The following is a 21,053-nucleotide window of genomic DNA, read 5'->3' on the forward strand; positions in this document are numbered from 1 at the left end:
GGGTCGCCGGCATCTCCACGCGGAAGGTCGTCCATGCTCCAGCACTTCCGGTTCACCACGGCGGGCGAGTCTCATGGCAAGGGGGCTCTCGTCATCGTCGAGGGCGTGCCGGCCGGAATTCCGATCGAGCCGCAGGACGTGGCCGCGGACCTGGCCAGGCGCCAGCTCGGCTACGGTCGGGGCGGCCGGATGAAGATCGAGAAGGACGCGGGTGAGATCGTCGCCGGCGTACGTCTGGGAGAGACTCTCGGATCGCCCATCGCCATCTGGATCCCCAATCGGGACTACGAGAACTGGACGTCCGCCATGGCGGTCGAGCCGCGGCCCGAAGCCGACGAGGAGACCCTGCGGCGCGTCTACCTTCCGCGGCCGGGACACGCGGACCTCGTCGGGATGCTCAAGTACGATCGCGCGGATGCCCGGGACGTGCTCGAGCGCGCCAGCGCCCGGGAGACCGCGGCGCGCGTGGCGGCTGGCGCCGTGGCGAGGCGCTTCCTGCGCGAGATGGGGATCTCGGTCGCCAGCCATGTCACGCGTATCGGCCCGGTGACCGCGTCCGCGCCCGATTCCTGGCCCGAGGACCTGAACCGGCGGTCGGATGCTTCGGATCTCCGGTGTCTCGATCCAGCTGCCGAGGCCGAGATGATCGTGGCGATCGATGCCGCCCGCGAGCACGGGGACACGCTCGGAGGGGAGTTCGAGGTGGTCGCGCGCGGAGTGCCCGTGGGGCTCGGAAGTCACGTGTCCTGGGATCGACGGCTCGACGGCCGCCTGGCCGGGGCCCTGATGTCGATCCAGGCGATGAAGGGGGTCGAGATCGGCCTCGGCTTCGAAGCGTCGCGACGACGCGGCTCCGAGGTGCACGACGAGATCGCCGTGGAATCGGGGCGCGTCCGCTCCGGCGGATTCCGCCGCTCCCGAAACCACGCGGGAGGACTCGAAGGAGGCACCACGACCGGTGAGCCTCTGGTTCTTCGTGTGGCGATGAAGCCGCTGAGCTCGCTGACAAAGCCCCTGGCCAGCGTCGACGTGCGCTCCGGGGAAGTGGCGGAGGCGGTCCGGGAGCGCAGTGACGTGTGCGCCGTACCGGCCGCGGCGGTGGTCGGTGAGGCCATGGTGGCCCTCGTGCTGGCCGACGCCACGCTCGAGAAGTTCGGAGGGGACTCGCTCGCCGAGACGCGGAACAACCTGAACACCTTCCTCGAGCGGGCCGGCGAGAGAGCGAACGGCTGGGGTTGATGTCGCAGGAACCGGCGCCGCTCCCCGACCCCGGCCCGCGCCTTCCACCAGGGCCCGTCGTGCTCGTCGGCCTGAGCGGGGCGGGGAAGACGGTCGTGGGCCGGCTTCTGGCCGAGCGACGTGGGTGGAGCTTCATCGATCTCGACTCCGAGATCGAACGCCTCACGGCCCTTTCCGTGTCGGAGATCTTCGCCCGGCGAGGCGAGGCCGGTTTCCGCGAACTGGAGCGCAAGGTCACCCTCGAGGCGAAGGTCGACTCCGAGACCGTCGTCTCGACCGGCGGAGGGTGGATGGCGCGCAAGGAGCTGCGGGATGTGTGGCCCGGGTCGATCCGCGTGTGGCTGCGTGTCGATCCGGCGACGGCTGCCTCGAGACTTGCGCTTGAACGCAGGACTCGCCCTCTTCTGGCGGGCCCGGACCCGGAAGCCGCACTGCAGGAGCTGCTGGAGAGGAGGCTTCCGGCCTACCGGCAATCAGAGGTCCACGTGCGCACGGATCACAGAAGGCCTTCCGACGTCGTGGATGAGATTATCAGCGAGCTCGCGGGACGACGGCGCGCCCCCGGAACGGTCTGAACCCTCACGGACATCGATGTCGAGCACGAAGAACGCCAGACACCTGGTCATCGTCGAGTCGCCGAAGAAGGCGCGGCTCCTGAGTCAGTATCTCGGAGACGACTACGTCGTCGAGGCCTCGGTGGGCCACGTCGTGGACCTGCCGAAGAAGGGCCTCTCCGTAGACGTGGACAACGGCTACGAGCCGGAGTTCGTCACCGTCAGGGGCAAGGGCAAGCTGCTCGACCAGCTCAAGAAACAGGCGCGAACGGTCGACGACATCCTGATCGCCACCGACCCCGACCGGGAGGGCGAAGCGATCGGATACCACATCGCCAGGAAGCTCGGATACGACGAGGACGATGGCCGCCGCTTCCGGCGCGTCCGCTTCAACGAAATCACCGCCCGGGCCGTGCGGGAGGCCGTCGAACAACCCGGCGATCTCGATCTGAACCAGGTGGACGCGCAGCAGGCGCGGCGCATCCTCGACCGCCTGGTAGGCTACGGGCTGTCACCGCTCCTGTGGAAGAAGATCTCCCCCGTCGATCCGATCAGTCGCACTCCGCTGTCCGCCGGTCGCGTGCAGTCCGTTGCCGTCCGGCTGGTGGTGGACCGCGAACGGGAGCGACGGAGATTCCGAAGTGGCGCCTGGTGGGACCTGGTGGCCACGTTCTCCCGGGACGGACAGGCATTCGAGGCGCAGCTCGCCCAGGTGGATGGGGTGCGCGCCGTGCGGGGCTCGGACTTCGATCCCGCCACCGGGAAGCCGCAGGACCCCGAGGCCGTCGTGGTATTGACCGAGCCCGAGACCGAGGCTCTCCGCACCCGGCTGGATGGAGTCGATTTCCAGGTCGCCGACGTCGAGAAGAAGCCCGTACGCCGACATCCCTCACCGCCGTTCACGACCTCTACGCTGCAGCAGGAGGCGAACCGAAAGCTCAACCTGAGCGTGCGGCAGACGATGCAGGTGGCGCAGCGTCTCTACGAAGCCGGGCACATCACCTACATGCGCACGGACTCGGTGCACCTGTCCGGGCAGGCGCTGGGGGCGGCCCGTCGGAAGGTCGAGTCGTTGTACGGGGAGGAGTATCTCAGCGAGTCCCCGCGTAACTACAAGACCAAGGCGAAGGGGGCCCAGGAGGCACACGAGGCGATCCGGCCCGCGGGAACCGCAATGAAGACGGCCGAGGAGCTCCGCCTGCACGGGGTGGATGCCCGATTGTACGACTTGATCTGGAAACGGACCGTGGCCACGCAGATGGCGGAGGCGAGGCAGCTCCGGGTGTCGGCTTCGATCCTCGGAGACGGGGTCGAGTTCCGAGCACGGGGCAACACGCTCGAGTTTGCCGGCTTCCTGCGCGCCTACGTGGAGGGAAGCGACGATCCGGAGGCGGCTCTCGAGGACCGGGAGGTACTTCTTCCTCCGCTCCAGGCGGGCGACCGGGTGGAGACCCTCGAACTTCGTCCGGACTCGCACGAGACCCGGCCGCCGGCCCGCTACACGGAGGCGGCCCTCGTCAAGGCTCTCGAGGACGAGGGAATCGGCAGGCCGTCGACGTACGCGACCATCGTGGATACGATCCGCCAGCGCGGATACGTGGCGGATCGGGAGAAGCAGCTCGTGCCGACCTTCATCGCGTTCGCGGTCACCGGCCTTCTCGAGGCCCACTTCGAAGACCTGGTGGACCCGGGCTTCACGTCCGAGATGGAGAAGGGGCTCGATGCGATCGCGGATGGTGAGGTCGACTGGCGCGAGTTCCTGGACGACTTCTATCGCGGAGGAAACGGGTTCGAAGGTCGTCTCGAGAAGAGGGAATCCGAGATCGATCCACGGCAAGCCTCGACGCTCGGCGATTTCGACGACCTCGAAGGGGAGCTCCGAATCGGTCGGTTCGGGCCGTTCCTGGAGGCCGAGGGCGAGGGGGATCCGATCCGGGTCTCGATCCCGGAGGACGTGGCTCCCGCCGACCTCACGCCTGGAAAGGCGGCCGAGCTCATCGCGGACCGGGAGCGCGCCGAACATCCGATCGGCGAAGACCCCGCGACGGGGCTCCCCGTGTACGTCCGCACCGGCCGCTACGGGCCTTTCGTCCAGTTGGGGGAGCAGGAAGAGGGAGGGGAGAAGCCGAAGCGCGCCTCCCTGCCGAAGGGCGTGGATACGGGCGATGTGACGCTCGCACAGGCGCTCCGTCTCCTGTCGCTGCCCCGCGATCTCGGCCCGCACCCCGAGGACGGCAAGCCCGTTCGGGCCGGGATCGGCCGATACGGGCCTTACGTCGTACACGAGGGAGACTTCCGGTCTCTGGCGAAATCCGACGACGTTTACACCGTCGAGCTGGACCGGGCGCTGGAGCTGCTGGCGCAACCCAAGGGCGGGCGCCGGCGCGGTGCGGCGAAACCCCTTCGGGAGCTCGGGCCGCACCCCGAGGATGGCAAGCCCGTAAACGTGCTGGACGGACGCTACGGGCCGTACGTGAAGCACGGAAAGGTGAACGCGTCCCTTCCGAAGGGAGTGTCACCCGATGAGGTGACGCTCGAACAGGCGATGGATCTGCTGGCCGCCCGGGCCGCCCGCGGCGGACGGCGCCGGAGCAAGCGTCGCGGGAAGAAATAGGGCGTTGAGATCGACAGGTCCATCGATGGCTGGATGGAGATGACAGGTCGTCGGGTCACCGTCGTGGGGGGAGGTCTCGCCGGTTCGGAAGCGGCGTGGCGGCTGGCGGATCTCGGCTACTCCGTGGACCTGTACGAGATGCGGCCCGAGCGCCCGACGCCGGCTCACCAGACGGACCGCCTGGCCGAGATCGTCTGCACCAACTCGTTCAAGTCCGAGGACCTCGACACGCCGCACGGCCTGCTCAAGGCCGAGATGCAGCGATTGGGCTGCCGTCTCCTGGACGTGGCGCGCGAGTGCAGGGTCGAAGCGGGAAGCGCTCTGGCCGTCGATCGACGGCTGTTTGCCGATGCCGTGACCCGGCGTCTCGAGTCGGAACCTCGGATCCGCATTCTGCGGGAGGAGGTCGATCTCGTGCCGGCATCGCCCGTCATCATCGCGACGGGCCCGCTCACGTCGGACGCCCTGTCGGCATCGGTCCGCGAGCGCCTCGGATCCGAGAGCCTCTCCTTCTTCGATGCGATCGCGCCGATCTTCTCGCGGGAATCGATCGATGAGAGCGTCGCGTGGCTGGGGTCCCGGTGGGGAAAGGGAGAGGCCGCCTACCTGAACTGTCCCCTCGACGAGGAGACCTACGAGGCGTTCATCGACGCCCTGCTCGAGGCGGATGTTCACGCGGGGCATGACTGGGAGAACGTTCCGTATTTCGAGGGGTGCCTGCCGATCGAGGTGATGGCGCATCGGGGCAGGGACACCCTTCGCTTCGGGCCGATGCGACCGGTCGGCCTGCACCACCCGGAGACCGGCCGCCGGCAGCACGCAGTCGCCCAGCTGCGAGCCGAGGACCGTCGGGGGCTGATGTGGAACCTGGTCGGCTTTCAGACGCGACTGAGACGAGGGGAGCAGGAGCGCGTGTTTCGCATGATCCCGGGCCTCGAGAATGCCGAGTTCCTGCGCTACGGCTCCATTCACCGCAATTCGTACCTGTGCTTTCCTCGCGCGCTCACTCCGCACGGTGGGCTCCCGGACGATCCCGAGATCGTATTCGCCGGCCAGCTCACCGGAGTGGAAGGATACACGGAATCGATCGCCAGCGGTCTTATGGCGGCCCTCAACCTGGACCGGATGCAGCGTGGCCTCGATCCCGTGCTTCCGCCCGGGACGACCATGCTCGGAGGGCTGTGCCGCTATCTCCGGGAGGCGGAGCCGGAGCACTTCCAGCCGATGAACGCCAACTTCGGTCTGCTCGATCCGCTCGAGGAGCGAGTCCGCGGGGGTCGGAAGGCGAGGCGCAGGGCTCATTCCCGGCGAGCCCTGGAGGCGATCGAGGCGTGGGCGGCCGAACACGCGTGGCCGGGAGGCACCCCGGCCGGGGCAACGTCGTGAGCGCCGGACGGAGCTCGGCCCTGGAGGACTACCTCGTCTACGCAGAAAGCGAGCGAGGACTGTCTCCGAACACGGTGGAGGCATACCGGCGCGATCTCGCGGATTTCCAGTCGTTCCTGACCGAACACGTGGACCTTGCCGACTGGAGCTGGGACGATGTCGACCGCCTGGATATCCGCTCGTGGCTCGGGGCTCTCGGTGCTCGGGGCCTGGCGCGATCGACCGTCGCCCGCAAGCTGTCCGCCGTGCGGGCGTTCTATCGGTTTCTACACCGTACCTCGGCCGTATCCCACAACCCCGCCCGGCTGGTCCGGACGCCCCGGAAGGGAAACGAGCTTCCGGGGTATCTGACCCGCAGCCAGGCCGACACCCTGTTCGTCCTGCTCGAGGAATACGCCACCGCGGACCGTCCACTGGCCGTGCGCGACCGGGCCCTGATCGAGCTCGCGTACTCGTGCGGGTTGCGGCTGGCAGAGTTGCTGGGTCTGGACGACCGGGACGTGGACCTGGACCGCGAGCAGGTGAAGGTCGTGGGAAAAGGCGGCAAGGAGAGAATCGTTCCGCTCGGACGGCGCGCCCGCGAGGCGCTGGAAGCGTATCTTGAGCGGCGATCCGAAGTGTCGAATCGACAGCTCGAAGGGGCGGGACGGCCGCTCTTCGTGTCCCGCCGCGGGATCCGGCTGTCGCGGCGTCAGGCCCAGAGATCGATCGGCGCGTGGTTGGAGCGCGTGGCTTCGGGGGAGGGGCTGTCCGTTCACGCCCTGCGGCACACGTTCGCCACCCACATGCTGGACGAGGGAGCGGACCTGCTCGTGGTGAAGGAGCTGCTCGGCCACTCGAGCCTCTCCACGACCCGCGTGTACACTCATACGTCGAGGGAGCGGCTTGTGAAGGCCTACAAGCAGGCCCACCCGCGAGCCGACTGAACGATAGACGGACGAACGGCGGTGACCCCGCCGCGAGAGGAGCGGACCGTGAGCTCGCTTCGAGCAACGACCATACTGTGCGTCCGGCGGGATGGCGACGTCGCGATCGGAGGCGACGGTCAGGTCACGATGCAGGATACCGTGGTCAAGGCCGGCGCGACCAAGGTGCGCCGCATGAAGGGCGGCGACATCCTCGCCGGATTCGCCGGCGGCGTGGCCGATGCGCTGACCCTGTTCGAGAAGTTCGAGGCCCAGCTGGAGAGGCATCCAGCCAATCTCATGCGGGCGGCCGTGGAGCTCGCCAAGGACTGGCGCTCCGACCGGTATCTACGCCGCCTCGAGGCGATGATGATCGTGGCCGACCGGGAGCACAGTCTGCTGGTGTCCGGCACGGGAGAGGTCATCCAGCCGGACGACGGTATCCTCGCCGTCGGGTCGGGCGGGTCGTACGCCCTTGCCGCGGCCCGAGCCCTCGCGGCCCACTCCGACCTTCCGGCCCGGGCGATCGTGCGGGAGGCCCTGGGTGTGGCGGCCGACATCTGCGTCTATACGAACTCGAACATCACGGTCCTGGAGCTCGGCGGATGAGCGACGCGGCCGAGCGGGATCGTGCGGACGGGTTCGGATGGCTCACGCCCAGGAGGGTCGTGGAGGAGCTGGACAAGTACATCGTCGGGCAGGACGAAGCCAAGAAGGCGGTCGCCATCGCGCTGCGGAACCGTTGGCGGCGGCAGAACGTGGAGCCCGACCTGCGAGACGAGATCCTCCCGAACAACATCATCATGATCGGGCCGACGGGGGTCGGGAAGACGGAGATCGCCCGACGTCTCTCCCGGCTCGCGGGAGCCCCCTTCGTCAAGGTCGAGGCCTCGAAGTTCACGGAGGTGGGCTACGTCGGGCGGGATGTGGAGTCCATGGTCCGGGACCTGGTGGACATCGCGGTCAACATGGTCCGCAGCGAAAGGGAGGAGGAGGTCCGGGACCATGCCGCGGACCGGGTCGAGGACCGGCTTCTCGACCTGCTTCTTCCTCCCATCGCCGAGACCGAGATCGGCTCGCAGGGCACCCACCACCCGGACGGATCTTCCCGCACCTTCGTGGTCGGTGCCGGCGGGGCGGCGGCGCTCGAAGAGGATGAGGACGCCTCGCTCGACGGCCGCCGCCGTCGCACCAGGGAGAAGCTGCGCGGCCTGCTGAGAGACGAGAAGCTCGAGGACCGGGAGGTCGAGGTCGAGGTCTCGGAGAGTTCGATTCCGTCGCTCGATGTCGGGACGATGGGCATGGAGTCGATGGACTTCAACCTTGGGGAGATGCTGCAGGACATGCTCCCGAAGCGGACGCGTCGCCGTGTCGTCACCGTCGCCGAGGCCCGGCGCATCCTCCTCTCCGAGGAGATGGACAAGCTGATCGACATGGACGAGGTGGTGGACGAGGCGGTCGCGCGGGCCGAGAACATGGGCATCATCTTTCTGGACGAGCTGGACAAGGTCGCCGGTGCCCGTCGAGACCAGGGTCCGGATGTCTCCCGCGAGGGCGTCCAGCGGGACCTCCTGCCCATCGTGGAAGGGTCCACGGTGCAGACCCGGTACGGAATGGTCGGAACGGAGCACATCCTGTTCATCGCCGCGGGCGCCTTCCACGTCTCCCGCCCCTCGGACCTGATTCCGGAGCTGCAGGGCCGGTTTCCCATCCGGGTGGAGCTCCACAGCCTGGGGCGTGAGGAGTTCATCCGCATCCTCCTGGAGCCGAAGAACGCTCTGCTCACGCAGTATCGTGCCCTGGTGGCGACCGAAGGGGCCGACCTCCGCTTCACGGAAGACGGCATCCACGAGATCGCCCGCATCGCGGCGGAGGTCAACCAGAGCCTCGAGAACATCGGGGCGCGCCGCCTTCACACGGTGCTCACCACACTGCTCGAAGACATCATGTTCGACCTTCCGAACGGAGACGGTCCGTCGAGCTTCGAGATCGACGGCCCGACGGTCCGCGAGCGTCTGGCGCGGATCGTCGAGGACGACGACCTTCGGCGGTACATACTCTGATTCGATCACGACCGGGTCCGGCGTCCTGATTTGCGGCCGTCGGAATGGAAAGGACCCAGGCAGCCCATCATGAGCACTCTGAAGCGAACGCCTCTCCACGAGGCACACGTGGCCCTCGGGGCCAAGCTGGTCCCGTTCGCCGGATTCGAAATGCCGATCCAGTATCCGACGGGGATCACCCGGGAGCACGAGGCCGTGCGTTCGACGGCCGGCATGTTCGACGTATCCCACATGGGGGAGTTCCTGGTGGAAGGCCCGGGCGCGCTGGCCCTGGTGTCGCACCTCACGACCAACGACCCGGCGCTTCTCGCCATCGGACAGGTCCAGTACAGCGTGTTCTGTCTTCCCGATGGCGGCATCGTGGACGATCTCCTGGTCTACCGGCTCGACGAGGAACGCTTCCGGCTGGTCGTGAACGGTGCGAACATCGAGAAGGACTGGGCCCACGTGAGCTCCTACGCGGGCGATTTCGACGCGGAGCTCACGGACGAGAGCGATGACGTAGGGTTGATCGCGCTTCAGGGACCCGCCTCGGAGGCCATCCTTCAACCTCTCGTGGACGTCGAGCTCGCTTCCATCGGCTTCTACTGGTTCGAGCCCGGTCGGGTGGCCGGGGTGCCGGGGATCATCAGCCGCACGGGGTACACCGGCGAGGCCGGGTTCGAGCTCTACCTGCCACCCGAGAGCACGCGATCCGTCTGGGATGCGCTGCTCTCGGCCGGCGCGAGCCACGGACTGATTCCGGCCGGTCTGGGCGCCCGGGATTCCCTTCGTCTCGAGATGGGATACGCCCTGTACGGAAACGACATCGACGAGGGAACGTCTCCGCTGGAAGCGGGGCTGTCGTGGCTCGTGAAGTTGAACAAGGACGATTTCGTGGGCCGGAGCGCCCTGCAAACGCAGAAGGAGGCCGGTCTGGGTCGGAGGCTGAGGGGGTTCAGGCTGACCGAACGAGGGTTCCCACGTCCCGGATACGAGGTGACGTGGGGAGAGATCACTGCGCCGGTGCGCAGCGGCACCATGAGCCCGACCCTCGGGTATGGGATCGGCACGGCATATCTTCCCCCGGAAGCGGTTCCCGGCGAGGCCGTCCGGGTCACGATCCGGAATCGTGAGGTCCCCGGTGAGATCACGCGTCTCCCCTTCTACGACGGCGGATCGCTGGAGCGGTGAGCTCGAGCTCGAAGGTGCGCCTCGGTGTGCTGACCGTGTCGGATGGAGTGGTCGCGGGCACGCGACGGGATGAGTCCGGCGAGCGGGTCGAACGGTGGGGTGAGGGCCGCGGTTACGAACTGGTGGCCCGCGCCACGGTGCCTGACGATACGGCCCACATCGCCGCGGCCGTGATTCGCATGTGCGATGAGGCGGAGTGCGACCTGCTGGTGACGACGGGTGGAACGGGAGTCGCGCCGCGGGACGTGACCCCCGAGGCAACGCGAAGCGTGCTGGAACGACTCGCCCCGGGCATCTCCGAGGCGATCCGGCTGGCCGGCCTGGAGAACACTCCCCGGGCGGCCCTGAGCCGCGGTCTCGCGGGCATCCGCGGCCGCACCCTCGTGGTGAACCTACCCGGCAGTCCCGGTGGGGTAACGGACGGCCTCGAGGTCCTTTCCCCGCTGGCAGACCACGCGATCGCGCTGCTTCGCGGTGAACACGCACCCCATGACTGAGCGGAGATAGTCGTGGCGAAGGTCTTTGTCGAAATGGGTGACCTGGAGACCGCGGTCGCCGTGCGTGAGGCGGCCGAGGCCGATGGCCACGAGGTCATCATGGTGGAGGCGATTTCGGAGGTCGAGTCCCGGCTCCGCCCCGGCATCGAGGAGCCGGCTCTCGTGCTCACCGGTCGACTGGATGAGGACGTGGCTGCCAACGTGACGGGCGTGTTCTCGGGGGAGATCCCCCGGCCACCTCTTCTCGCCGTGGTTCCGGAGAGCGATCCCGAAGAGCTGAGGCGAACGGCCCAGCTCTTCGATCTCGATGAGGCAATTCCGTCTCCCCCCGACCCGGACGAGGTCCAGGTCGCGCTCCGCAGCCAGCTCGATCGCTACCGACTGCAGAGGGAAACCGGCATCGTCGGACGCACCGAGGCGATCCGCGAGGTCCTGGACCGCATTCACCTCATCGCTCCGGTGAATTCCACCGTGCTGATCACCGGAGAGAGCGGTACGGGGAAGGAACTGGCGGCTCGAGCGATTCACTCGCTGTCGCCGCGTCACACGCGCCCGTTCATCGCGATGAACTGTGCCGCGGTGCCGGAGTCTCTTCTGGAGTCCGAGCTGTTCGGACACGAGAAAGGGGCCTTCACCGGCGCCACATCGAGACGCCGGGGAATGTTCGAGCTGGCCGACGGCGGGACGCTGTTGCTGGATGAGATCGGTGAGATGCCGCTGCCGCTGCAGACCCGTTTTCTCCGCGTCCTCGAGACACGCCGGTTCATGCGCGTGGGAGGGGATACGGAGATCCAGGTGGATGTCCGGGTGATCGCGGCCACCAATCAGGATCTTCGGCAGGCGGTGAGCCGCGGCCGGTTCCGCCGGGATCTCTACTACCGGTTGAACGTGCTGCACCTGGAGCTGCCGACTCTTCGAGACCGAAAGCCGGACATCCCCATTCTGGTCCGACACTTCATACGGGTCGTGAGCGAAGCGCATGACAGGGAGTTCAAGGGTCTCGCACCGGAGGCGATGCGGATCCTCCTGGAGTACGACTGGCCCGGCAACGTTCGGGAGCTCCGGAACCTGGTCGAGTCCATGGTGGTGCTCGCCCCCGGCTCCGTGATCCGGGCGGCGGACATTCCACCGGAGATCCGGTCGGGACGGGGGAGCTCGCTCCTGCCGACGCGAGCGCTCAGTTCCGCCTACGAGATCGAGTCCCAGGCCGGGGCCGGCGACTCGGTGGCCGCCCGCATTCCGCAGATGGAGTTCATCTTCCGAACGCTGGTCGAGATGAAGATGGACCTCGAGGACCTGCGGGCGGAGTTCGAGAGATATCGCGGGAGGCACAGGGAGCTGGTCTCGGGTCTTCCCCTGGAGGACCTGCCGGCCGCGCCGATCGAGATTACCGTGCGCGATGGGGACCTCGTCCCGGCCGAAGAGATTGAGCCGATGGCCGAGGACGTCCCCATCATCCGCGTGACCCCGGACATGACGATGGACGAGGTCGAGCGAGAGGCGATTCGCATCGCGCTGGAGGAGATGGACGGCAATCGACGCAAGGCGGCGGAGCGACTGGGCATCGGCGAGCGGACCCTCTACCGCAAGCTGCGGCAGTACGACCTCGAGGTCTGAGGCTTCCTCCGTATCGGTCCTGCCCCCGCAGCTACCCCCGCGTGAGTATGGCTACCGGAAATCCCACCGTTACGGGGTCGCCCTCGCCATCACCTTGGCGAGCTCCCGGTCGAGAAGGCTGCGAATTCCCGACCACCGCCCGCTGGTCACCCGGTTGTATTCGACATCGATCGGGAGATCCAGGTCGATGTCTCCGTCGAACAGGTAGAGGGCGATCTGGCTCTCCTGCTGCCTGATTCGTTCCCGATTGAAGTCGGGGGTGACGGGGATGATGTCGAACGGCCGGTACACGACGTTGGCGGCCCGGATCTGAAGATCGAAGGGATCGTACGTGCTCTCCACCGCGATGGTGTAGAAGGTGACGAAGAGCACGAGCGGCCACCCGCGCTCGCCATTCCTGCGAGCGCTGTCCAGGATCCTCTCGCCACGCGAGACCTTGTATCCGTTGAGCCGGCGGTAGGTGTCGGGCGCGGTCATCCGGATGACCCACTCCGTGAGCGGAGTGGCCTTGATGAACAGGTTTCCCTCGGGAACCTTCAACTGGATCGTGATGTCGTCCTGTGACAGGGTGCCATAGCCGGCCGGAGGGAGCGGTCGGGCTCCCGGGATTTCCAGAGACTCGCTCCACCCATCGTCCGGGTTCTGCGCCATCGCCCGTTCCGCCCCGACCGGAGATTCGCCGGCGGGGGCGCCTCCGCACGCTGCCGCGACGATCACCGCGAAACCCATCATCGTGCGACGAACGAAGTCGCCCGGCTCAGAGGCCGCGCGAGACACCGGGTTGGCCGGGTTCGAAGGTCTCCTGCTGATCACGTTGCCTCCACTGGATTCACTAGGGCGAAGATGCTCTCGACCAGGGACTCGAGTCCTTCCCGGGTCCGCGACGAGGTAGCGAGAACCTGGTCCGCCGGCGCTTCCAGTTCGCGACGCACGGAATCCACCGCCGCGCGCCGGCCGGACCGGTTCAGTTTGTCGATCTTCGTGAGCACGTAGAGAACGGGCGTTTCGGCTTCGGCCAGGAACGACAGCAGACGACGATCGATCGGCAACACACCCCGTCGAGCATCGAGGAGTGTCACCACCCCTGCAAGGCGAGGGTTGTCCTGCAGATACGCGTCGATGATGCGGGGCCAGCGGTCCCGCAGCTCCTCAGGCGCTCGCGCGTACCCGTACCCCGGGAGATCGACCAGGAAGAAGAGGTCGTTCACCGCGTAAAAGTTGATCTCGCGGGTCTTTCCGGGAGTTCCCGATACGCGGGCCAGCTTCTTTCGTCCGAGCACCGCGTTGATCAAGCTGGACTTGCCGCAGTTCGAACGCCCGGCGACGGCAATCTGGGGAAGGTCTCCGGGTGGAGACTGATCGGGGGTGGCGATCGCGCCCGCAAACTCCACCCGGTGAATGCGGGGCGGACTCGATCCGGTGCGGTCCGAACTCACGGACGCGCTACGCCTCGCGCCGCTTCGGTTCCGGCTCGAGGATGAGCAGAGGGTCCTTCTCCTCGTTGATCGTCTCTTCGGTGATCACCACTTCCCGAACGTCCTCGCGGGAGGGCAGGTCGAACATGATGTCCGTCATCACGCGCTCGAGAACGGCGCGCAGCCCCCTGGCCCCGGTGCCGCGCTCGATCGTCTTCTTGGCCGCGGCCCGCAGCGACTTCGGATCGAAGGTCAGACCGACGCCCTCGAGCTCGAACATCTTCGTGTACTGCTTGACCAGCGCGTTCTTCGGCCGGGTGAGGATTTCCACGAACGCGTCCTCGTCCAGGTCGTGCAGGGTGACCATGACCGGAAGGCGGCCGACGAGTTCCGGAATCAGGCCGTATCGGAGCAGATCCTCCGGCTCCACGTGTGCCAGCGTGTCCTCGTCATCCTTCGGAGAACGCTTGCCGGAGTCGTCGAAGCCGATCTGCCTCTTGCCGAGCCGATCCTGGATGATGTCCTCCAGCCCGTCGAACGCGCCTCCGCAGATGAACAGGATGTTGCTGGTGTCGATCTGAATGTACTCCTGCTGCGGATGCTTCCGGCCCCCCTGCGGCGGAACCGAGGCCACCGTTCCCTCGAGGATCTTCAGAAGCGCCTGCTGCACTCCCTCTCCGCTCACGTCACGGGTGATCGAAGGGTTCTCGCTCTTTCGTGCGATCTTGTCGATCTCGTCCACGTACACGATGCCCCGCTCGCACTCGGCGACGTTGTAGTCACCGGCCTGCAGCAGTCGCACCAGGATGTTCTCGACGTCCTCTCCGACGTATCCGGCCTCGGTCAGCGTGGTCGCATCGGCGATCGTGAACGGAACCTGCAGCATGCGAGCGAGCGTCTGGGCGAGAAGGGTCTTGCCGACGCCGGTGGGGCCGAGGAGGAGGATGTTCGATTTCTCGATCTCGACGTCGTCCACCACGCTCTGGTTGTTGATGCGCTTGTAGTGGTTGTAGACGGCCACGGCGAGCGTCTTCTTGGCTACTTCCTGACCGATCACGTATTCATCGAGGACGTCCTTGATCTCGATCGGAGTGAGGACCTCCGCGATCTGACTCGCGGTCTCCCGATCTTCCTCTTCCGCGAGGATCTCGTTGCACAGCGAGATGCACTCGTTGCAGATGTAGACGTTCGGCCCCGAGATGAACTTCTTGACGCTGTCCTTCGATTTCCCGCAGAACGAGCAGCGCAAGTGCTTGTCACCGGCCATGCGTGAATCTCCTGACGACGTCCGCGTTCAACGGGTCTCCGAACCCGGTTCCGGATCGGAGTCCTCGTTCGGCATCGCTTTCACTTCTCCCGACGTCCCGTCGCCCGCGTTCTCCCCATCCTCCGACGATGAGGGCCGGGCTCCCGGCTCGATGATGCGATCGATGAGCCCGTAATCTACGGCCTCCGAGGGCGACATGTATCGGTCGCGATCCACATCCTCGCCGATCCGCTCGATGCTCTGACCCGTGTGGTGGGCCAGCAGCTCGTTAAGCCTCTCGCGCGCGAAGAGCACCTCGCGCGCCTGGATCTCGATGTCCGACGCCGTGCCCTGTGACCCGCCGGACGGCTGGTGAATCATGATCCTGGAGTTCGGGAGTGCGGAACGCTTCCCCTTCGTCCCGGCAGCCAGCAGGAAAGCGCCCATCGAAGCGGCCATCCCCATGCAGATCGTGGCCACCGGCGCCGTGAGATACTGGATGGTGTCGTAGATGGCGAGCCCGGCGTACACGCTTCCCCCGGGGCTGTTGATGTAGATGTTGATGTCGCGATCGGGGTTCTCCGCCTGCAGGAAGAGGAGCTGCGCGATGACCACGTTCGCCACGTCATCGTTGATGGGGGTTCCGAGGAAGACGATGCGATCCATCAACAGCCTCGAGAAGATGTCGTAGCTGCGCTCTCCCCGGCTCGACCTCTCGATCACGTACGGCGCGTAGATTGGCATTGTCCCCTTTCTTATCGTCCCTCAGCGTGGTTGTATGCTCATCCTACCCGGTCTCGGACCATGGTTCCTGCGGGGTCAGTCGATCCCGGATTCCTTCTTGAGGTATTCGAACGCCTTCTCCACAGCAAGATTCCGGCCGATCGACTCGAACCGGCCTTCCCGGGCGAGACGTCGTCGCAGCTCCTGGGTCGAAATGCCGCGCCGTTCCGCCATGCGCTCGATCTCTTCCCGTACTTCCGCGTCCGTGGCCTCGAGCTCTTCGCGCTCGATCAGCCGATCGAGGATCAACTGCTCCTTGATGCGGGCTTCCGCCATCGGCTCCAGTTCGCGTCGGGCCTGTCGCACCTTCTCCACATCGGCCCCCTCCGGCGCGCGGATCATTTCGTCGAGATACCGCTCCACCAGGGCGCGAGGGACGGCGAAGGGATTGGCGTCGATCACCGATTGCATGATCTGTCCGCGCAGCCGCTCCTCGGCCTGTTCCGCATGGTGCCTCTCGAGGTCCTCACGAACCGCCGACCGAAGGGCCTCGAGCCCTTCGAAATCGCCCGCCTTGCCGGCCAGATCATCATCGAGCTCCGGCAGGACCTGCTCCTCCACCGTGTCCAGACGGATGTGCAGGTGTCGCTTCTCGCCCGTTTCGCCCTCCGTCTCTGCCTCGAAGGTGACTTCGAATGCGCCTTCCTCACCCGGTGCAAGGCTTCGAATGGCGCTCTCGACATCGTCGAGGGCCTGTCCGGAGCCGAGCACGAACTGATACGGTCGGGCCTCTCCCGTTGGCTCCGCCTCGGCGCTGTCGAGCGGCTCGATCACGACGGACACCCGGTCTCCCTCCTCGGGGGAACGATCGACGCCGTTCCAGTCCGCATGCTCCGATCGTATGCGCTCGAGGATCTCTTCGACCTCTTCCTCGGTCACCGGGGCGACGTCCCGCTCGATCCGGAACCCGCCGGTCCGCTCGAGCTCCACGGCAGGCATGATCTCGAACTCGGCCTGGAAGGTCAGTCTCTCGCCGGGCGCGTAGCGTACGTTCGTGATCTGAGCCGCCCCGGCCGGGCGCAGCTCCGTCTCGTCCACCGCCTCCCGGTAGGCCTGCTCGACGAGTACGCTGCGGACGTGCTCGTCGAGGAAGTCCCCATAGCGCTGCTCGATCACGTCCGTCGGCACCTTGCCACGCCGGAAGCCCTTGATCCGGACCCGCTTCGCGAGACGCTTCCTTTCCGCCGCCCGGGCACGACCGACCCTCTCCGGGGAGAGCGTGATCGTGAGCTTGCGCGTCCAGCCGTCGCCGACTTCGACCGCCACGTCGAGCTGCCGGTCGTCAGCCTGAATCGATGTATCTGCCGACATCAACCAATCCTCATGGGTGTGAATTCAGGTGGTGAATCGCCTCGCCCCGGGGCCGCTTTCGACCCGGCCCCGGGAATCGCGGGTCCTGAATGCGAAAGGGGGGACTCGAACCCCCACGGCCCTCGGGCCACCAGCTCCTAAGGCTGGCGCGTCTACCGATTCCGCCACTTTCGCGCCCGCCGGATCCGCGCTTCGCACGGCCCGACATTTTAACCCCTGCGTGGGGGTGCGGCCAACCGGACGGGTCGAGTCCGGCACGCGGGCCCGAATGAAGCGGCGGCGCCCTCCCGATCACGAGAGGACGCCGCGCCGGTACCGCCGCGGAGCCGCTAAGGTCAGCCCGGGCCTAGTTGGGGATGGCCAGCGTCACCGGCATGGTGGTACCGGTCAACGGGTTGTAGACGTCGAGTCCCACCACGTCGCCCGGCTCGAAAGCATTCACGGCCTCCCGGTAGTCGTCCAGGTCGCCGATCGGCTCACGGTCGATCGAGGTGATCACCGAGCCCCGAAGCCCCTCGGTTCCGATGCTGCGGCCCACACGGCGGAAATACAGACCGTTCGGGTCGACCGACACGACGACCACGCCGTCCAGACTGCGCGGGAGATCCAGTGCCCGGCGGATCTCTCCGGTGAGGTTCTCGACCTCGACTCCAAGCGGGTCGGAGCTTTCCGCTTCGGCCACTCGCGGCTGGCTCTCGCGACTCAACTCGCCCGCATCCGCCAGCAGGACCGGGATCGTCTCCGGCTTGAGGTCGTCGGCCCGGACGACCGTGACGTCCACCGTCTCTCCCGGGTCGTGTGAGCGGATCTTTCGCTGAAGATCGGGAACGGACTCGACCGTCTCGCCTTCGATGGCGACGATCACGTCGCCGATCTGAATGCCGGCCTGGTCCGCGGCCATCCCTTCGTTGACGCCCATCACCTTGGCGCCCGCCACCTGGTCGAGTCCGTAGTACCGCGCGTCCGTGTCGTCGACGGGCTGGATGGAGACCCCGAGGAGGGCACGACGCACCTCGCCATACTGAACGAGGTCATCGACCACCTCCTGTACGAGATCGATCGGCACGGCGAATCCGTACCCCTGATTCGTGCCGGTTTCGGAAGCGATGGCCGCGTTCACACCGATCACTTCTCCCCGGATGTTCACGAGCGGTCCACCGGAGTTGCCCGGGTTGATCGCCGCGTCGGTCTGAATGAAGTCCTCGATGGCGAGGCTGGGTTGTCCGTTCGCGATCTGCTCCCGCCCGATGATGTTGATGCTGCGACCCTTCGCGCTCACGATGCCGGCCGTGACCGTCGTCGTGAGCGGTCCCTGACCGACGCCACGGAAGCCCGGACTGCCGATCGCCAGCACCCACTCGCCCACCCGGGTCGCGTCGCTCGAACCCAGCGTCACCGGAGTGAGCCCGTCCGCGTCCACGAGCTTGAGGAGCGCCACGTCCGTCGTCGGGTCACGGCCGATCAACTCGGCCGAGAACTCCCGGCGGTCGCTGAGCTGAATGTTGATCTGATCGGCGTCTTCGATCACGTGGTTGTTGGTCACCACGTATCCGTCGTCGCTCACGATGAAGCCGGAGCCGCTGCCCGTCACCCGTTGAGGCGGCTGCTGGCGGAAGAAGTCCTCGAACGCCGGGGGCAGCGATCCACGCGCATGCGCCTCGATCGTCCGCTCGACGAAGATCGTGACCACGGCCGGGGTGACCCGTTCCGCGATCTCCGAGAACCCCGCACGGGGGAGCACCCCGTCCTGCACCGGAATGGGGTCGACCACCGTCAGCTCGAGCGGGGGGTTGTTCGGGTGACCGGCGATCCCCGTCGGGGTGAGATCCAGGCTGGCCGCGATGCCGAGGCCGACCGCGAAGGCGACGACCGCCGTGAGTATGAGATTCAACTTGGTCCTGAGTGCGTCGTTCATGGTCAGTCCCATCTTTCTTCTGGTCTGGCGACGGCTCCTCGGTCGCCGCCCTTCTTGTCCGCTCTCCTACTATGATTCCGAACGGGCCCCGGTTCCACCCCGGACCCCCCGTTCAGACGGCTGGCCCGGCATGCGGGTTGCCTGCCGGGACGAGAAACGGCGCCCACGCAGGGGCGCCGCTCTCATCCTCGAGTCCGGCGGAGACTACTTGGACTCCGCCTCGTCCACGATCTCGTAGTCGGCCTCGACGACCTCCTCCTCGGTGCCGTCTCCGGGTGCGGCTCCCTCCTCCTCGCTCGCCGCCTCCTCGAAATCCGGGGCCGGACCGGCCTGATCCCCCATGCCGGCCTTCGAGTAGATCTGTTGGGCCAGTTCCTGAACGGCCTTCTGGATCTCCTCCGTGGCTGCGGTGATCTGGCTCGTGTCGTCCTGCTTCAGAGCCTCCCGGCCCTTCTCGAGCTTGGCCTCGATCTCCGTGCGGTCCGCCTCGTCCACCGACTCCTTCCAGTCCTCCAGATTCTTCTCCGTCTGGTAGATCAGGGAGTCGAGGCGGTTGTGCGCCTCCGCCTTCTCTCGCCGGCCCTTGTCCTCCGAGGCATGCGCCTCGGCATCCTTGACCATTCGGTCGATCTCGGAATCCGAGAGACCGGACGAGGCCTCGATGCGGATCTTCTGCTCCTTGCCGGTGGCCCGGTCCTTCGCGCTCACGTGCAGGATCCCGTTGGCATCGATGTCGAACGTGACCTCGATCTGCGGCACGCCGCGCGGCGCCGGCGGGATTCCGGTGAGCTGGAACCGCCCGATCGTCTTGTTGTCGATCGCCATCGGGCGCTCGCCCTGAAGCACGTGGATGTCCACGGTGGGCTGGCTGTCCTCGGCGGTCGAGAAGATCTCGCTCTTCTTGGTCGGAATCGTCGTGTTCCGCGGAATGAGCGTGGTCATCACCCCGCCGAGCGTCTCGATCCCCAGAGAGAGCGGCGTCACGTCCAGGAGCAGCACGTCGGTGACATCGCCGGCCAACACGCCGCCCTGGATGGCCGCCCCGATACCGACGACCTCGTCCGGGTTGACTCCCTTGTGCGGCTCCTTGCCGAAGAACTCTCTCACCGTGTCCTGGATCTTCGGGATCCTGGTGGATCCACCGACCAGGATCACCTCGTCGATGTCCGAGGCCTGCAAACCCGCGTCCTCGAGCGCCTTCTTCATCGGCTCCTTCGTGCGGGCGATCAGGTCGTCGACCAGCTGCTCGAACTTGGACCTCGTCAGCGTCATGTTGAGGTGCTTCGGTCCGCTCTGGTCCGCGGTAATGAACGGAAGGTTGATGTCCGTCTGCGTCGTGCTCGACAGCTCGCACTTCGCCTTCTCGGACGCCTCCTTCAGGCGCTGCAGGGCCATCGGATCCTTGGAAAGATCGATGCCCTGGTCCTTCTTGAACTCACCGACCAGCCAGTCGATCACGCGCTGATCGAAGTCGTCGCCTCCCAGGTGCGTGTCTCCGTTGGTCGCCTTGACTTCGAACACCCCGTCGCCGAGCTCCAGGATCGAGATGTCGTACGTCCCTCCGCCGAGGTCGAAGACGGCGATCTTCTCCTCGGTCTTCTTGTCGAGCCCGTAAGCGAGAGCCGCCGCGGTGGGCTCGTTGATGATCCTCAACACTTCGAGCCCGGCGACCTTTCCGGCGTCCTTGGTCGCCTGCCTCTGCGCGTCGTTGAAGTAGGCGGGCACCGTGATCACGGCCTGCGTCACCTCGGTCCCGAGGTAGTCCTCCGCCGTCTGCTTCATCTTCTGCAGGATCATCGCCGAGATCTCGGGCGGCGTGAAGGTCGCATCGGCGTGCGGGACCTTCACCTGCACTCGATCCTGCGCATCGCATTCGATCTCGTACGGCACCAGCTTCCGCTCCGACTCCACCTCGGAGCACTTCCGGCCCATGAACCGCTTGATCGAGAAGATCGTGTTCCGCGGGTTCGTGACCGCCTGACGCTTCGCGACCTGTCCCACCAGTCGCTCGTGGTCCTTCGTATACGCCACGACCGAGGGTGTCGTCCTCGTTCCCTCGGCGTTGGGGATCACTACCGGGTCGCCGCCCTCCATCACAGAAACGACGGAGTTCGTAGTACCCAGGTCGATTCCAATTACCTTGCCCATTCCAGGTTCCTTTCCTGATCTGATCCGACGGTGGCCGCCGCCAGCGGACCGCTGGCGGGACTCCCGCCCCGGTCTCACTCTGGACCGGTGCCGCCTTCATAGCTCGGGATGGGGCGGTGCAAGCGATGTGCCGCTCTCCGGGCCGCGAAAGGCCGTTTCGGAGCCCGTTTTCACGACATTCTGACAC

Annotated in this window: 17 protein-coding genes and 1 tRNA gene; 10 read left to right on the top strand and 8 right to left on the bottom strand. The window is 66.6% G+C overall.

Annotation, left to right across the window (positions count from 1 at the left end):
* Nucleotides 1–33: 33 nt before the first annotated feature.
* From aroC to AC36XV_RS04575, 10 genes are all read left to right on the top strand, one after another.
* Entirely contained in the window at nucleotides 34–1,239 is a 1,206-nt protein-coding gene (gene aroC / locus AC36XV_RS04530; RefSeq protein WP_492202488.1) for a chorismate synthase, read from the top strand.
* Complete coding sequence (locus tag AC36XV_RS04535) at nucleotides 1,239–1,814, top strand: shikimate kinase (RefSeq protein ID WP_492202489.1); 576 nt, start codon at nucleotides 1,239–1,241, stop codon at nucleotides 1,812–1,814. The genes aroC and AC36XV_RS04535 overlap by 1 nt, the downstream gene beginning before the upstream one ends.
* A gap of 16 nt (nucleotides 1,815–1,830) precedes the next feature.
* Nucleotides 1,831–4,407, top strand: coding sequence for a type I DNA topoisomerase (topA, locus tag AC36XV_RS04540; protein WP_492202490.1), 2,577 nt, complete (start codon nucleotides 1,831–1,833; stop codon nucleotides 4,405–4,407).
* A 39-nt stretch (nucleotides 4,408–4,446) separates the two neighbouring features.
* The gene (trmFO, locus tag AC36XV_RS04545) at nucleotides 4,447–5,793 is read left to right on the top strand and encodes a methylenetetrahydrofolate--tRNA-(uracil(54)-C(5))-methyltransferase (FADH(2)-oxidizing) TrmFO (protein WP_492202491.1); all 1,347 of its coding nucleotides are present in this window, start codon (nucleotides 4,447–4,449) and stop codon (nucleotides 5,791–5,793) included.
* Nucleotides 5,790–6,719, top strand: a complete 930-nt coding sequence (locus AC36XV_RS04550) for a tyrosine recombinase XerC (RefSeq protein ID WP_492202492.1) — start codon at nucleotides 5,790–5,792, stop codon at nucleotides 6,717–6,719. The genes trmFO and AC36XV_RS04550 overlap by 4 nt, the downstream gene beginning before the upstream one ends.
* Nucleotides 6,720–6,767: 48 nt before the next feature.
* Entirely contained in the window at nucleotides 6,768–7,307 is a 540-nt protein-coding gene (hslV, locus tag AC36XV_RS04555; RefSeq protein ID WP_492202493.1) for an ATP-dependent protease subunit HslV, read from the top strand.
* Nucleotides 7,304–8,761, top strand: a complete 1,458-nt coding sequence (hslU, locus tag AC36XV_RS04560) for an ATP-dependent protease ATPase subunit HslU (protein WP_492202494.1) — start codon at nucleotides 7,304–7,306, stop codon at nucleotides 8,759–8,761. The genes hslV and hslU overlap by 4 nt, the downstream gene beginning before the upstream one ends.
* A gap of 69 nt (nucleotides 8,762–8,830) precedes the next feature.
* Entirely contained in the window at nucleotides 8,831–9,934 is a 1,104-nt protein-coding gene (gene gcvT / locus AC36XV_RS04565) for a glycine cleavage system aminomethyltransferase GcvT (RefSeq protein WP_492202495.1), read from the top strand.
* The gene (locus AC36XV_RS04570; protein WP_492202496.1) at nucleotides 9,931–10,431 is read left to right on the top strand and encodes a MogA/MoaB family molybdenum cofactor biosynthesis protein; all 501 of its coding nucleotides are present in this window, start codon (nucleotides 9,931–9,933) and stop codon (nucleotides 10,429–10,431) included. Before gcvT ends, AC36XV_RS04570 begins: the two co-directional genes overlap by 4 nt.
* A gap of 12 nt (nucleotides 10,432–10,443) precedes the next feature.
* Nucleotides 10,444–12,048, top strand: a complete 1,605-nt coding sequence (locus tag AC36XV_RS04575) for a sigma-54 interaction domain-containing protein (protein WP_492202497.1) — start codon at nucleotides 10,444–10,446, stop codon at nucleotides 12,046–12,048.
* A gap of 69 nt (nucleotides 12,049–12,117) precedes the next feature.
* Here the strand turns inward: AC36XV_RS04575 and AC36XV_RS04580 are convergent, their stop codons facing one another.
* The 8 genes from AC36XV_RS04580 to dnaK all read right to left on the bottom strand — a co-directional run bounded on the left by AC36XV_RS04580 (nucleotide 12,118) and on the right by dnaK (nucleotide 20,866).
* Nucleotides 12,118–12,861 (bottom strand): hypothetical protein, encoded by a 744-nt coding sequence (locus AC36XV_RS04580; protein WP_492202498.1) that lies wholly within the window; start codon nucleotides 12,859–12,861, stop codon nucleotides 12,118–12,120.
* Complete coding sequence (gene yihA / locus AC36XV_RS04585) at nucleotides 12,858–13,484, bottom strand: ribosome biogenesis GTP-binding protein YihA/YsxC (RefSeq protein WP_492202499.1); 627 nt, start codon at nucleotides 13,482–13,484, stop codon at nucleotides 12,858–12,860. Before yihA ends, AC36XV_RS04580 begins: the two co-directional genes overlap by 4 nt.
* A 7-nt stretch (nucleotides 13,485–13,491) precedes the next feature.
* A complete protein-coding gene (gene clpX / locus AC36XV_RS04590; RefSeq protein WP_492202500.1) occupies nucleotides 13,492–14,730 on the bottom strand; it encodes an ATP-dependent Clp protease ATP-binding subunit ClpX in 1,239 nt (412 codons plus the stop codon).
* A 27-nt stretch (nucleotides 14,731–14,757) separates the two neighbouring features.
* Nucleotides 14,758–15,453 carry an ATP-dependent Clp endopeptidase proteolytic subunit ClpP gene (clpP, locus tag AC36XV_RS04595; RefSeq protein WP_492202501.1) on the bottom strand — a complete coding sequence of 232 codons (696 nt, stop codon included), beginning with the start codon at nucleotides 15,451–15,453 and terminating at the stop codon, nucleotides 14,758–14,760.
* A gap of 75 nt (nucleotides 15,454–15,528) precedes the next feature.
* Nucleotides 15,529–16,803, bottom strand: a complete 1,275-nt coding sequence (gene tig, locus AC36XV_RS04600; protein ID WP_492202502.1) for a trigger factor — start codon at nucleotides 16,801–16,803, stop codon at nucleotides 15,529–15,531.
* Nucleotides 16,804–16,893: 90 nt separating this feature from the next.
* Nucleotides 16,894–16,977 (bottom strand) — tRNA-Leu (locus AC36XV_RS04605).
* 172 nt (nucleotides 16,978–17,149) lie between these two features.
* Entirely contained in the window at nucleotides 17,150–18,730 is a 1,581-nt protein-coding gene (locus AC36XV_RS04610) for a trypsin-like peptidase domain-containing protein (RefSeq protein ID WP_492202503.1), read from the bottom strand.
* 192 nt (nucleotides 18,731–18,922) lie between these two features.
* Nucleotides 18,923–20,866, bottom strand: a complete 1,944-nt coding sequence (gene dnaK / locus AC36XV_RS04615; RefSeq protein ID WP_492202504.1) for a molecular chaperone DnaK — start codon at nucleotides 20,864–20,866, stop codon at nucleotides 18,923–18,925.
* Nucleotides 20,867–21,053 lie beyond the last annotated feature (187 nt).

The sequence above is a fragment of the Candidatus Benthicola sp. genome, from assembly GCF_058719085.1.

Excerpts from the sequence above, each read along its gene's own strand:
- aroC (WP_492202488.1), top strand. The coding sequence starts at position 34 with ATGCTCCAGCACTTCCGGTTCACCACGGCGGGCGAGTCTCATGGCAAG.
- AC36XV_RS04535 (WP_492202489.1), top strand. The coding sequence starts at position 1,239 with ATGTCGCAGGAACCGGCGCCGCTCCCCGACCCCGGCCCGCGCCTTCCA.
- topA (WP_492202490.1), top strand. The coding sequence starts at position 1,831 with ATGTCGAGCACGAAGAACGCCAGACACCTGGTCATCGTCGAGTCGCCG.
- trmFO (WP_492202491.1), top strand. The coding sequence starts at position 4,447 with ATGACAGGTCGTCGGGTCACCGTCGTGGGGGGAGGTCTCGCCGGTTCG.
- hslU (WP_492202494.1), top strand. The coding sequence starts at position 7,304 with ATGAGCGACGCGGCCGAGCGGGATCGTGCGGACGGGTTCGGATGGCTC.
- gcvT (WP_492202495.1), top strand. The coding sequence starts at position 8,831 with ATGAGCACTCTGAAGCGAACGCCTCTCCACGAGGCACACGTGGCCCTC.
- clpX (WP_492202500.1), bottom strand. The coding sequence starts at position 14,730 with ATGGCCGGTGACAAGCACTTGCGCTGCTCGTTCTGCGGGAAATCGAAG.
- clpP (WP_492202501.1), bottom strand. The coding sequence starts at position 15,453 with ATGCCAATCTACGCGCCGTACGTGATCGAGAGGTCGAGCCGGGGAGAG.
- tig (WP_492202502.1), bottom strand. The coding sequence starts at position 16,803 with ATGTCGGCAGATACATCGATTCAGGCTGACGACCGGCAGCTCGACGTG.
- AC36XV_RS04610 (WP_492202503.1), bottom strand. The coding sequence starts at position 18,730 with ATGGGACTGACCATGAACGACGCACTCAGGACCAAGTTGAATCTCATA.
- dnaK (WP_492202504.1), bottom strand. The coding sequence starts at position 20,866 with ATGGGCAAGGTAATTGGAATCGACCTGGGTACTACGAACTCCGTCGTT.